The sequence below is a fragment of the Ancylobacter sp. SL191 genome (genome assembly GCF_026625645.1).
Classification (GTDB): domain Bacteria; phylum Pseudomonadota; class Alphaproteobacteria; order Rhizobiales; family Xanthobacteraceae; genus Ancylobacter.
Genome location: NZ_CP113056.1, coordinates 3,566,844 through 3,579,047, shown reverse-complemented (window position 1 = coordinate 3,579,047; position 12,204 = coordinate 3,566,844). Strand labels below are relative to the sequence as shown.

The 12,204-nt window shown below is 67.4% G+C and carries 13 protein-coding genes and 1 pseudogene; 6 read left to right on the top strand and 8 right to left on the bottom strand.

The genetic code is table 11. The features are described from left to right. Positions 1-40 precede the first annotated feature (40 nt). From OU996_RS16410 to OU996_RS16400, 3 genes are all read right to left on the bottom strand, one after another. Positions 41-847, bottom strand: a complete 807-nt coding sequence (locus tag OU996_RS16410; RefSeq protein WP_267582680.1) for a carbon-nitrogen hydrolase family protein — start codon at positions 845-847, stop codon at positions 41-43. After that, the gene (gene speB, locus OU996_RS16405; protein WP_267582679.1) at positions 847-1,902 is read right to left on the bottom strand and encodes an agmatinase; all 1,056 of its coding nucleotides are present in this window, start codon (positions 1,900-1,902) and stop codon (positions 847-849) included. The genes OU996_RS16410 and speB overlap by 1 nt, the downstream gene beginning before the upstream one ends. 124 nt (positions 1,903-2,026) lie before the next feature. After that, entirely contained in the window at positions 2,027-2,770 is a 744-nt protein-coding gene (locus tag OU996_RS16400) for an alpha/beta fold hydrolase (protein WP_267582678.1), read from the bottom strand. A 170-nt stretch (positions 2,771-2,940) separates the two neighbouring features. Here OU996_RS16400 and OU996_RS16395 point away from each other — a divergent pair, with 170 nt between their 5' ends. The 3 genes and pseudogenes from OU996_RS16395 to OU996_RS16385 all read left to right on the top strand — a co-directional run. Beyond that, positions 2,941-4,329 carry an ethanolamine ammonia-lyase subunit EutB gene (locus OU996_RS16395; RefSeq protein ID WP_267582677.1) on the top strand — a complete coding sequence of 463 codons (1,389 nt, stop codon included), beginning with the start codon at positions 2,941-2,943 and terminating at the stop codon, positions 4,327-4,329. Next, a complete protein-coding gene (eutC, locus tag OU996_RS16390; RefSeq protein ID WP_267582676.1) occupies positions 4,326-5,201 on the top strand; it encodes an ethanolamine ammonia-lyase subunit EutC in 876 nt (291 codons plus the stop codon). The genes OU996_RS16395 and eutC overlap by 4 nt, the downstream gene beginning before the upstream one ends. 251 nt (positions 5,202-5,452) lie before the next feature. Beyond that, positions 5,453-5,779: pseudogene (locus OU996_RS16385) on the top strand (DMT family transporter); the annotation flags it as partial. A gap of 3 nt (positions 5,780-5,782) precedes the next feature. Here the strand turns inward: OU996_RS16385 and OU996_RS16380 are convergent. After that, on the bottom strand, positions 5,783-6,169 hold the full coding sequence (locus OU996_RS16380) for a hypothetical protein (RefSeq protein WP_267582675.1): 387 nt from the start codon (positions 6,167-6,169) through the stop codon (positions 5,783-5,785). Positions 6,170-6,286: 117 nt separating this feature from the next. On the opposite strand from OU996_RS16380, the gene OU996_RS16375 reads away from it, so the two are divergent. Beyond that, positions 6,287-6,715, top strand: a complete 429-nt coding sequence (locus tag OU996_RS16375) for a VOC family protein (protein WP_267582674.1) — start codon at positions 6,287-6,289, stop codon at positions 6,713-6,715. On the opposite strand, the gene OU996_RS16370 is transcribed toward OU996_RS16375, so the two are convergent. Beyond that, the gene (locus tag OU996_RS16370; RefSeq protein WP_267582673.1) at positions 6,670-7,692 is read right to left on the bottom strand and encodes a LysR family transcriptional regulator; all 1,023 of its coding nucleotides are present in this window, start codon (positions 7,690-7,692) and stop codon (positions 6,670-6,672) included. The genes OU996_RS16375 and OU996_RS16370 overlap by 46 nt on opposite strands. A 309-nt stretch (positions 7,693-8,001) precedes the next feature. On the opposite strand from OU996_RS16370, the gene OU996_RS16365 reads away from it, so the two are divergent. Next, positions 8,002-9,315, top strand: coding sequence for an NtaA/DmoA family FMN-dependent monooxygenase (locus OU996_RS16365; protein WP_267582672.1), 1,314 nt, complete (start codon positions 8,002-8,004; stop codon positions 9,313-9,315). Positions 9,316-9,346: 31 nt separating this feature from the next. Beyond that, on the top strand, positions 9,347-9,904 hold the full coding sequence (locus OU996_RS16360; protein ID WP_267582671.1) for a flavin reductase: 558 nt from the start codon (positions 9,347-9,349) through the stop codon (positions 9,902-9,904). A 28-nt stretch (positions 9,905-9,932) separates the two neighbouring features. Here OU996_RS16360 and OU996_RS16355 read toward each other — a convergent pair whose 3' ends face one another. The 3 genes from OU996_RS16355 to OU996_RS16345 are packed head-to-tail and all read right to left on the bottom strand — an operon-like array spanning position 9,933 to position 12,195. Beyond that, entirely contained in the window at positions 9,933-10,703 is a 771-nt protein-coding gene (locus OU996_RS16355) for an amino acid ABC transporter ATP-binding protein (RefSeq protein WP_267582670.1), read from the bottom strand. Then, entirely contained in the window at positions 10,700-11,470 is a 771-nt protein-coding gene (locus OU996_RS16350; RefSeq protein WP_267582669.1) for an ABC transporter permease, read from the bottom strand. Before OU996_RS16350 ends, OU996_RS16355 begins: the two co-directional genes overlap by 4 nt. Continuing rightward, positions 11,467-12,195, bottom strand: a complete 729-nt coding sequence (locus OU996_RS16345; protein WP_267582668.1) for an ABC transporter permease — start codon at positions 12,193-12,195, stop codon at positions 11,467-11,469. The genes OU996_RS16350 and OU996_RS16345 overlap by 4 nt, the downstream gene beginning before the upstream one ends. Positions 12,196-12,204 lie beyond the last annotated feature (9 nt).

Sequence of the window (12,204 nt, the reverse complement as noted above, 5' to 3'; positions counted from 1 at the left end):
GTCTCCCCGGCGCGCCCTTTTCGTTTGACGGATCGTTCGCTTAGCGGTCCGCGAGCTGGGAAGCGTAGAGGCCCGGCCGACGGTCGCGCATATGGGTGTTCAACTCCCGCCCGCGAGCCAGCGCTTCCGGTGTCAGATCGGCGAAGATAAGCTCCTCGCCGTCGCCCGCCAGCACCAGATTGCCGCCCGACGGGTCACCGACGCAGCTCAGGCCCATATACTCCAGCTCCCCTTCCGCGCCGCAGCGATTGGCATAGGCGACGAAGAGCTCGCTCTCGAAGGCCCGCGCGGGCACGACATAGAGCGAGACGGGATCATAGGGCTTCATGTTCGCCGTCGGCACCAGAACGAGATCGGCGCCGTTGAGCGCCAGAGCCCGCACAGCTTCCGGGAACTCGACGTCGTAGCAGATGAGCATTCCCGCCTTCAGGCCGGCGACTTCCACGACCTCGGCTGTGCCGGGACCGGCCGCGAACATCGCCCGGTCGAGGTCGCCGAACAGGTGCGTCTTGCGGAAGTTGAGTAGCTGACGACCGTCGCGGTCGATCAGCAGGGCGGCATTGTAGATCGCCCCATCAGCGCCGCGCTCGGGGTAGCCGTAGCACAGCGCGATATTATGGGTGCGGGCGATCTCCGCCGCACGCATGGCGCTGGGGCCGTCAGCGGGCTCCGCCACCCCTTCCGCGGCGGCGCGCCCGATATTGTAGCCGGTGAGGAACATCTCGGGCGCGAGCAGCAAATCCGCGCCGCCGGCCGCCGCGCGCGCGGCGGCATCGGCGAGCCGGTCGAGATTCGCGGCGACACGGTTCTCCCGGTCGCCGGCTGTCTGCAGCATGGCGAGACGCATCAGGGCCCCCGCCGCGCCTTGAGCGCCGTCACCGACATGCAGAAGATCTCAAACAGCACCTGCGCCGCGGCGTGGGCGGTGTTGGAGGTGTTATCATACTGCGGCGCGACTTCGACGACATCGCCGCCGATCACGTCGAGCCCGTTGAGGCCGCGCAGGATTTCCAGCACCTCGCGCGAGGTGAGCCCGCCGATCTCCGGCGTGCCGGTGCCGGGCGCGAAGGCGGGGTCGAGGCTATCCACGTCGAAGGACACATAGACCGGGCCGGTGCCGAGCACCTGCTTGGCCTTCTCGATGATCGCCGGAACGCCCATGCCGGTGACCTCCTCGGCATGGATCACGGTCATGCCGCTCTCATAGGAGAACTCCCAGAGGAACTCCGCGCCGCCGCGAATGCCGATCTGGATGGTGCGGCTCGGATCGAGCACCCCATCCAGCACCGCGTTGCGGAAGGGGCCGCCATGATGGAACTTGGCGCCCTCGTAGGTGCCCGAGGTGTCGCAATGGGCATCGATATGCAGCATGCCGACGGGGCGCGTCTCTCCCACCGCCTTGAGGATCGAGCCGGTGATCGAGTGGTCGCCGCCCACCGAAAGCGGGATGACGCCCGCCGCGACAATTTTCTTGTAGAAAGCTTCGATGTCCTCATGGCAGGAATCAAGACTAAAGCGCGAGCGGAACGGGACGTCGCCAATATCCGCCGTCTTGGCCTCGGCGGCCGGTACCATGTTCAGAACGTGCTCATAGGGCCCGATGCGCTCAATGGCACGCACTGCACGTGGGCCAAGGCGCGCGCCGGCGCGGTTGGTCACGCCGAGGTCCATCGGAACGCCAATGAGTGCCATGTCCAGCCCGCCGAAATCTGCGAGTTCCTGCGCGTCGGGGCGATAGGGGGCATCGAGCAGGGTGGCGGCGCCCGCCCACGGCCAGACGCGCTTTTCGCCATCCTTGAATTGCATGTCGGCGACGCGCTTGAAGGTCTCGTCATAGACCACGCCGCCACCGACGCCTGCATATTTCGCCCGCAGCGCGGCGAGCTTTTCCTGATCGGACATTCGTGCCTCTTGGTGAGCCCTAGGGCTTCTGGAAGTCCGGTCAGGCTAGCGGGTGTCGGTGCCAGCGGGAAAGGGGGCACGCGCCTTGACCATGCCGGATGCCGCGACGTGTGGCGCTGCGGGCTCAGCAGATGTTCAATAGGATATCCGCCACCGCCTCGGGCGCGGAGAGGAACGGGGAATGCCCGGTATCGAGCTGGTGGACATGCGCGCCGGGCACCGCCGCCTGCATCTCGCGCTGCACGGCGAGGGGCAAACCGCGGTCCTGAAGGCACTCGATATAGTGCCGCGGAAGGCGGCCGAAGCGGTGCAGTGTGGTGGACGATGTGTACACGAAAGGCGCGTGTGGCGTGACCCGCACGAGGTTCGGGAGGGCGCGGGCGATGTCATGCGCCGAGCAGTCCGAATAGAGCGAGCGGGCGATCAGGTCGGTCTTCGTCAGGTCGAGGCCGAGCCCCTCCTTGCCGATGCGCAGCATGCCCTGCGTCTCGACGATGGCGGGATCCTTGAGATAGGCCGGCATCATCACGAAGTCGCGGGCGGTCTTGCCGGCCGGTGCCATGAAACCGGTGAGGTAGACCAGCGCCGCGATGCGCTCGGGCATTTCCTCGCCGAGCCAGGTGCAGGTCGCCCCACCCACCGAATGGCCGACCAGGATCGCCTTGCCCTCGATCTCCTCGAGCGCGGCGCGCACCGGCGCGGCGTAGATGGTGATGTCGGTGACGGCGGCGGTCGGCGTCGGGTCGAAGCCGTGGCTCGCGAGGTCGGGCGCGATCACCGCATGGCCGGCGGCGCCGAGGATGTTGGCGACCTTCTGGAAGCAGCCGCCCCAGTGCCAGGAGCCGTGGATGAGGATGAAGGTGGCCATGGCGCGTCTCCCCGTTCGCTTTCCCGCCTCCTAGCCCGTGGGCGCGCGCCCGTCCAGCGTGGCATGTCGTCGACCAACACAAGTCGCGCTTCCCGTCGCCGCGCCGTCGGGGTAAGTTTTTGCCATGGCGCGCATTTGGGCAGGGCTCGCGCGCCGGTGAAGGAGCAGCCATGGCCTATCGTCACATCGTCGGATCGCAGACCTATGTCTTCGCCGATCTCCGGGAGCTGATGGCGAAGGCGACCCCGATCCGCTCCGGTGACATGCTCGCCGGCGTCGCCGCGGGCTCGGCGGAGGAGAATGTCGCGGCGCGCATGTGCCTCGCGGAGGTGCCGCTCGCGACCTTCCTGACCCATGCGCTGGTGCCCTATGAGATTGACGAGGTCACCCGTCTCATCATCGACACGCATGACGCCGTCGCCTTCCGCCCGATCGCGCACATGACGGTCGGCGACTTCCGCGATTTCCTGCTGTCGCCGGTGGCGACCTCCGAGGTGCTGGCTGCGCTCGCACCGGGCATCACGCCGGAAATGGCGGCGGCGGTTTCCAAGCTGATGCGCAATCAGGATCTCATCATCGTCGCCAAGAAATGCCGGGTGGTGACGCGGTTCCGAAATACCATCGGCCTGCCCGGCACCATGGCGGTGCGGCTCCAGCCCAACCACCCGACCGACGATCCCGCCGGCATCACCGCCTCGATCCTCGACGGGCTGCTCTATGGCTGCGGCGACGCCACCATCGGCATCAACCCGGCCTCGGACAGCCTGCCCGTGCTCAGCGATCTGCTGAAGCTGACGGACGAGATCATCCAGCGTTTCGAGATTCCCACCCAGTCCTGTGTGCTCACCCATGTGACGACCTCGACCGACGTCATCAATCGCGGCGTGCCGGTGGATCTGGTCTTCCAGTCCGTCGCCGGCACGGAAGCGGCTAATGCCTCCTTCGGCATCAGCCTTGCCACGCTCAAGGAAGGCCATGAGGCGGCGCTGTCGCTGAAGCGCGGCACGCTCGGCGACAATGTGATGTATTTCGAGACCGGGCAGGGCTCCGCGCTCTCCGCCAACGCCCATCACGGCGTCGACCAGCAGACGCTGGAAGCCCGCGCCTATGCGGTGTGCCGGCCGTTCCGCCCGCTTCTGGTCAACACCGTCGTCGGCTTCATCGGCCCGGAATATCTCTATGACGGCAAGCAGATCATCCGCGCCGGGCTGGAGGACCATTTCTGCGGCAAGCTGATGGGTGTGCCGCTCGGCTGCGACGTTTGCTACACCAACCATGCCGAGGCGGACCAGGACGACATGGACACGCTGATGACGCTGCTGGGCGCGGCGGGCGTGACCTACATTATGGGCATTCCCGGTTCCGACGACGTCATGCTGAACTACCAGTCCACCTCGTTCCACGATCAGCTTTATCTGCGCGAGGTTCTGGGCCTCAAGCGCGCGCCGGAGTTCGAGGCGTGGCTCCAGCGCATGGGTGTCACCGGGCCGGATGGCCGGCTGAAGCCGCAGCGCGGCAACCATCCGCTGCTCGCCGTCGCGCCGGAGCTGGCGGCATGACGACCCCGCTCCCGCAGGATTCTGCCGAACCCGACATCATCGCCCCGGAAGCCGTGAGCCCGGAGACGACCATCCCGGAGGCCTCGGCGGGCTATGTGGTCGAGGATGTCTGGCGCAAGCTCGCCGGCACCACGCCCGCGCGTATCGCGCTCGGGCGGGCCGGCACGGGGCTGCCGACGCGCGAGGTGCTGCGCTTCGCCCTTGCCCATGCGCAGGCCCGCGATGCCGTGCATACCCCCTTCGATTCCGCCGCGACGGCCGAGGCCATTGGTGCCCTCGGCTTCGAGACGATCGAGATTGCCTCCGCCGCCCCGGCACGCGATGCGTATCTGCGCCGCCCCGATCTCGGCCGGCGGCTCTCCGACGCCAGCCGCGCGGCGTTGCGTGAGCGGGCGGGTGACCCGGTGGATCTGGCGGTCGTCGTGGCGGATGGTCTGTCCTCCACCGCCATCCACGCGCAGGCCGTGCCCTTCCTCACCGCGTTCAAGGCGCGGGTGGCGGAAGCCGGCTGGCGTCTTGCCCCCATTGCCGTCGCCTCGCAGGCCCGTGTGGCGCTGGGCGACGAGGTGGGCGAGCTGATGAAGGCCCGCGCCGTGGTGGTGCTGATCGGCGAACGGCCGGGGCTTTCCTCGCCGGACAGTCTCGGCCTCTATCTCACCTTCGCGCCGCGTGTCGGCCGCTCCGATGCCGAGCGCAACTGCATCTCGAATGTGCGCGGCGAGGGGCTGGCCTATGACCACGCCGCCTTCAAGCTCGCCTGGCTCATCGACCAAGCCATGGCACGCCAGCTCACCGGCGTGAACCTCAAGGACGAGAGCGACCTGCTGCTGGTTGGCGGCAAGCCACCGCAGCCGCGCCTTTCCGCCGGCTGAGGTTCATCGGGGCCAATTCCTCGCTGTTTCCGAAATCTTCGCGGACCCCACCGGCAGCATCGCCTTTGCCGGACGCGCGATGTTTTCCGTGCCAGCGCGGGGAAGCGTTGGCGCGGCCCGTCGGGCACCGGCTCGATGGGCCGCTGAAAACGGCGGTTGTCGGGTAACTTCACCCGGACACCAGGAGCTACGCAGGTGGCTGCGTCTACCACCGATGCACGGATCCGCTCCCTGTCGGGCGGCAGCATGAGAGATTGAGAATGGCCTGGGTTTATCTCGTCGTCGCGTCGTTGTTCGAGATGCTGTTCGCGGTGACGATGAAATATGCCGACGGGTTTTCCCGCGTCGGCTGGAGCGTGTTCACCGTCGCGGCCGGTATTGCCAGCCTGCTATTCCTTACCGCCGCGATGAAGACGCTGCCGGTGAGCGTGGCCTATCCCGCCTGGACGGCGGTCGGCTCGGTGGGGACGGTGTTCCTGGGCGCGCTGCTGTTCGGCGAGGCGCTGACGCCGATGAAGCTGCTTTGCGTCGCCGCCATCGTCGCCGGCATCATCGGGCTGCGGCTTCAGGCCGGCTGAGCCTCACCGCTTGCGGCCATATTCCTTGTCCAGCCACTGGTCGGCGGCCTGCAGGCGCTGGAACACATAGGCGACGGCGCGGGGCGTGGTGACTTCCGGCCCCTGCTCCCACACCTCGCCATCCTCAAAGCCGAGGAAGATGGTGAAGCGCGGCTTGAGCGAGCCGAAGATGGTTTTCTTGCGCACCGACTTCACCACCACGAACTCCATATGGAGCTGGCGGGAGGCCAGATAGACATAGCCGGCCTCGGGCTCGAACTTCGGCGACAGCTTGGGCCCGACGATGGGCGTTGCGGTACGGATGGTCGCGAGCTCACGCGTGTCGAAGGGCAGGCGCGGCAGATGGCTCGCCGTGGCGAGCATTCCATGGATCGTCAGCTTCTCCGCCATTTTCCGCGCCCTCTCTGCTACGAAAGGCTTATCTGCCGGGAGAGGCGGGCTTGTGCAAGGTGCCGGCGCCGGCTGCGTCAGAGGGGCGCGGGGGGCGTGGGGGATTGGGCAGGGCGGATGAAGGGCATTCACCACATCGCGATCATCGGTGCCGACTATGCGCGCTCGCGCCGCTTCTATGCGGAGGTTCTGGGTTTCCCGGTGCTGCACGAGGTCTACCGGGCCGAGCGGCGCTCCTGGAAATGCGATCTCGATGCGGGCAATGCGCGGATCGAGCTGTTCTCCTTCCCCGACGCCCCGCCGCGCCCGAGCCGGCCGGAGGCACAGGGGTTGCGGCATCTGGCCTTCACGGTCGATGATCTCGACGCCGAGATCGCCCGGCTGGTGGGGCTCGATGTGGCGTGCGAGCCGGTGCGGGTCGATCCCTATACCGGGCGCCGCTTCACCTTCTTCGCCGATCCTGACGGCCTGCCGCTGGAGCTCTATGAGGAGGACGAGCCTCAGGCCGCGCTGGAGGAGGCCCGCGCGCCCGGCGGCGGGGTGTAGCCCCGGTCATTCGCCGGCCGCGTTCCATCGAGCACGGCCGGGCGCGGCAGCAGGCGGGCGCTGCCGAGTTCCATATGGACATCCACCAGGCAGTCGACGAAGTGCCGCGCCAGCTTGAAGTCGCTGGCGGCGGGGCCCATCAGCGCGGTCACCGGATTGACGATGCGCACGAGGTCCGGCCGGAGCGCGCGCAGCATGCCGCCGGCGATCAGCGGCTCGGCCATGTGGTCGAGCACATAGCCGATGTTCCGCCCGGACAGGATCAGTGCGAGCTGCGACTGGATGCCGTGCCCGATATCACCCGCGCCATCGCTGCGCCGCGTGCGCTCGGGGTGGTAGCGCTCCAGATGGCCCCGGCTGCAATAGGCGGCGGCGTCGATGTCGGCGAGGGTGAGCGCCTCGTCGGGAATGGCGAAGAGCGGGTGCTGGGCGCTGCAGCACATGAAGCCCTGCTCGTCGAACAGGTGCTCGTAGCTGAGCTGCGGGTAATGCTCGTTCATCAGCCCGATGCCGACATGCACCATCCCGTCCGCCACCCGCCCGGCGAGCTGGAAGCCGAGCATCACCTCAACGCGGAAGCGGACATTGGGGTAATATTCCGAGAAGCGGCGGATGGCGTCATGCACGCGGGCATGCGGGTTCTCGACGATGCCGTCCTGAATGCCGATGGACAGCTCATAGGCCGTGGTCTGGTTGATGTTCGACGCCTTCTGCTTGAAGGCCTCGATCGCGGCGAACAGCTCCTTGGCGGCCTTGTAGACGACTTCGCCCTCGCGAAACAGCTTGAAGCCCTTGGGCCCGCGCCGGCACAGCCGCGCGCCAAGGCGAATCTCCAGCGATTTCAGGTTCTCGCTCAGCGTCGATTGCGACAGGTTCAGCGCCGCCTGCGCCGCGGTGAAGCTCTGTTCCTCCACAATGGTGCAGAAGCAGCGCAGCAGCTTCAGGTCGATGTCGTAGATCTGGCTGATATGCGACATGGCTAGGCCTCTCCGCGTCGACGTCCCCAGGGTGGACAGCAAATAGCAAGATGCGCGCCGTGACGGCCCGGCGCCCATGTCGCTGATAATCAAGCAAAATCGATGCTGCTCATCCTGTGATCGGAAAGAGCGATTGCACAGCGATTGCCCCGCGAGCCCGCCTGCTGCCCAAAGATGCGACGCCGGCTGCGAAACATCGCTTGGGCTTTTCGCGATGGTCGCGGCCGCGCGGGCGGCACTAGCGTTGCACGTCATCCGGCGGATCGATCACCCGGCGGTATCCCGCGCGTTACACAGGCGAGGCAGCACATGAGTCCCAAGCCCCTCCATCTCGGCTGGTTCACCAATTTCGCGGTCGATGAGTGGACCAAGCCCTTCACCGGGGGTGGCGGCGACCCGTGGGACGGGCAGTTCTATATCGACATGGCGAAGGCGATGGAGCGCGCCTGCTTCGACTACATCATGCTCGAGGACACGCTGATGATCTCGGAGGCCTATGGCGGCACGAACGAGGTCTATCTCAAGCACAACATCATGGGCCCGAAGGCCGATCCTTCACCGATGGCGGCGCTGATCGGCGCCAATACCCGCCATCTCGGCGTGGTCGCCACCTTCTCCACCATGGCCTATCCGCCCTTCATGCTCGCCCGGCTGTGCGCGACGCTGGACAGCATCTGCAAGGGCCGCTTCGGCTGGAACATCGTGACCACCGGCGAGGATCTCGCGGCCGAGAATTTCGGCATGGACAAGCTGCCTCCCCGGCAGGAGCGCTATGACATGGCCGACGAATATGTCGAGCTGTGCAAGCAGCTCTGGGGAAGCTGGGACGCCGATGCCGTGGTGCGCGATCCCGTCACCCGCACCTATGCCGATGCCTCGAAGGTCCGGCCGATCCATTTCGAGGGCAAGTATTTCAAGAGCCGCGGGCCGCTGAACTGCGTGCCCTCACCGCAGGGCCGCCCCGCCTTCGTGCAGGCCGGTGGCTCGCCGCGCGGCCGGCAATTCGCGGCGATGACGGCCGATAGCATCATCGCCCCCTCCATGGGGGTTGCCGGCCTCAAGGCCTATCGCGACGACGTGCGCGCCCGCGCCGCCGCCGGTGGGCGCGACCCGGACGAGATCAAGGTGCTGTTCGTGGTCGCCCCCATTCTCGGGGAGACCGAAGCCGAGGCGAAGGCCAAGGCCGCACGGATCGTCGAGGCGCCGGATTACTGCGAGAAGGCGCTGGCGCTGATCGCCGCCATCACCGACATCGACTTCTCCACCTTCGACCTCGACCAGCCGCTGCCGCACCTCACTACCAATGGCGAGCAGGGTTCGCTCGATGCCTTCCAGCAATGGGGCTCGGGCAAGACGCTGCGCCAGCTCTGCGCCGACCAGCTCTCGCGCGGGCTCGACGGTCTCGTCGGCACGCCCGATCAGGTCGCTGAACGCATGGGCGAGGTGATGGCGGAGGTCGGCGGCGACGGGTTCCTGATCACCCGGCCCTTCACCGCCAACATCTCCCGGCAATACATCACCGAGATCTGCGAGGGGCTGGTGCCGGCCCTGCAGCGCCGGGGGCTTGCCCGCACCAGCTACACGGAAGGCGCGACGCTGCGCCAGACGCTGCGGGAGTTCTGATCCTGTTGCGATCCCGCCGACGGAGGACATCATGAACGCGACCGACCCACGCAGCATCGCCGCCGACACGCTCGCCCGCCTTGCGGGTGAGGCGCTCCCGGCGGCGGTCAGCCGGGAGCTCTATCGCGAGGGCATGAGCCGGTTGCCGGCGGCGGTGAACATTGTCACCAGCCTCGATGAGGATGGTCCCTGCGGCTTCACGGCCTCGGCGGTGTGTTCGGTGACGGACAGCCCGCCGACGCTGCTGGTCTGCATCAACCGCTCCAACCAGTCGCACCGGGCGATCGCCAACAGCCGCAGCCTGTGTGTCAACACGCTGGCGGGTCCGCATCACGAAGCGCTGGGCATGGCCTTCGCCGGTGGCGTCAAGACAATGAGCGAGCGCTTCGCCGGCGCGGAGTGGGGCACACTCGTGACCGGAGCGCCGGTATTGATGGAGGCGAGCGTGGCCTTCGACTGCCGGGTGACGGAGCTTGCCACGGTGGGCACGCATGATGTCGCGTTCTGCGAAGTGCTGGGTCTGCATCAGGCTGGCGCGGTCGGCGGTCTGGTCTATTTCGGCCGCCGCTTTCACCATTTGACGGTCTGACGGTTCCCGTCAGAACAGGATTTGCCCGTCAGCGCAGGATTTGCGCGAGGAAGTGCTGCAGACGCTCGCTTTTCGGCGTCGCGAAGAAATCCCGCGCTGTGGCCTCCTCAAGGATGCGCCCTCCATCCATGAAGACGCAGCGGTCGGCGACCCGGCGCGCGAAGCCCATCTCATGGGTGACGCAGATCATGGTGACGCCGCTCTCCGCCAGTTCCTCCAGCACGCCCAGTACCTCCTTCACCATTTCCGGGTCGAGGGCGGAGGTCGGCTCGTCGAACAGCAGGATGCGCGGCTCCATGCACAGCGCGCGGGCGATGGCGACGCGCTGCTGCTGCCCGCCGGAGAGGCGGCCGGGGTAGCGGCCGGCGAGATCGGCCAAGCCCACACGCTCCAGATGGCGCATCGCGAGCCGCGCCGCCTGATCCTTCGCCAGGCCCCGATTGAGGCGCGGCGCCAGCATGCAGTTTTCCAGCGCCGTGAGATGCGGGAACAGGTTGAAGTGCTGGAACACCATGCCGACTTCCTGCCGGATGTCCTGCACAGTGCCTTCATCCGCCGTCAGCTCGATGCCGTTGACGACGATGCGCCCGCCATCGTGCCGCTCCAGTGCGTTGATGCAGCGGATCAGCGTGGATTTGCCCGAGCCGGACGGGCCGCAGATCACCACCTTCTCGCCGCGCCGCACGTCGAGATCGACGCCATCCAGCGCCCGATGCGCGCCATAGCGTTTCACCAGTCCGGCGATGGCGATGGCCGGCGAGGCGGGCGCGGCTAATGGCTCCTGAGCGGACGGGTTCATGACGCCTCCTTGCTGAGCGCCACCGGGCGGGGTGCGGCGCGGTCGGGCAGGGCGGTGGTCGCGGCCGCGTCGTCATCCTTGTGACGGTCGAGCCAGCGCCCCCAGCCGGCGAAGGCGAGGCGGATGAGGTTCACATAGGCCCAGTACAGCGCCGCCGCGCAGAGGATGGGGGTGAAGGGATCATAGGTCTGCTCGAAGATGCCGTTCGCCACGGCGGTGAGGTCGGTCAGCGTGACCACCGAGACGATGGCCGTGCCCTTGATGAAGCTCACCACCTCATTCTGATAGGCCTTCAGCCCGTAGCGGATGGCCAGCGGCATCTTCACCCAGATGAAGACGTTGCGCCGGGTGATGCCGAGCGCCTCGCTGGCCTCGATGAGCCCATGCGGCACGGCCAGCAGGCTGCCGCGCAGGATCTCCGCCATATAGGCGGCGTGGTTCAGCCCGAAGGCGACGAGGGCGCAGCCGAGCGGCGAGCCGAACAGCAGCCAGAGCGGCCCGTTGCGCAGCGCCTCGATCTGGCCCAGCCCGTAATAGACGAGGTAGAGCAGGATCAGCACCGGCGCGCCGCGGAAGAACACCACGAAGATCTCCGCCGGCAGGGAGAGCCAGCGGCGCTCCGACATCCGCGCGAAGCAGACGGGGAAGGCCAGGGCGAGGCCGAGGGCCATCGGCAGCAGCGTCACCAGCACCGTGACCTTCAGCCCCTGCAGCAGGGCCGGCAGGCTTTCCCAGGCGAGGGCGAGATCGACGGGCAAGCCGCTCATGCCTCCATCCCGGCCTGCACGCGGGCGGTGTCGCGGCGCTGGCCGCGATCGAGCCGGAGCTCCAGCCGCGTGGCGAGTTTCAATGTGGCGGCGCTGAAGGCGATGAAGACCAAAGCCGTGGCGATGAAGAAGAGGAAGGGTTCCTTGGTCGCGCCCGCCGCGATCTTGGCGCTGGCCACCAGATCCTGCAGCCCGGCGAGCGAGACGAGCGGGGTCTCCTTGAGCATGAAGCTCCACACATTGACGAGGCCGGGCAAGGCGAGCCGCATGGCCTGCGGCAGGATCACCCGGCCCCACAGGATGACTGGCGGGATGGCGAGTGCGCGGGCCGCCTCAAACTGGCCCTTCGGTAGGTTGGCGATGGCGCCGCGCACCAGCTCGGCGATGTAGGCGGCATAGACGATGGCGAGCGCGGCGACGCCGGCGCCGAAGGGCGAGATGTCGATGCTCGCCCCGAACTCGCCGAACAGGGCCGCCAGCATGGCGCTGCCGCCGTAATAGACGAGGAAGATCACCAGCAGCGAGGGCACGCCGGTGAAGATGGAGGCATAGACCCGCCAGGCGACGGTGACGACGCGGCTCTTCGACAGCGTGGCGACGCCAATGAGCACGCCGAGGGTGAAGGCGAGGGCGAAGCTCGCGAGGAACAGCTCCAGCGTGATCAGCGCCCCCTCGCCGAGCTGGCGCAGATAGCCTGCGATATCGGCGAGGGAGAGGTTGGTCATGAGCTGAAC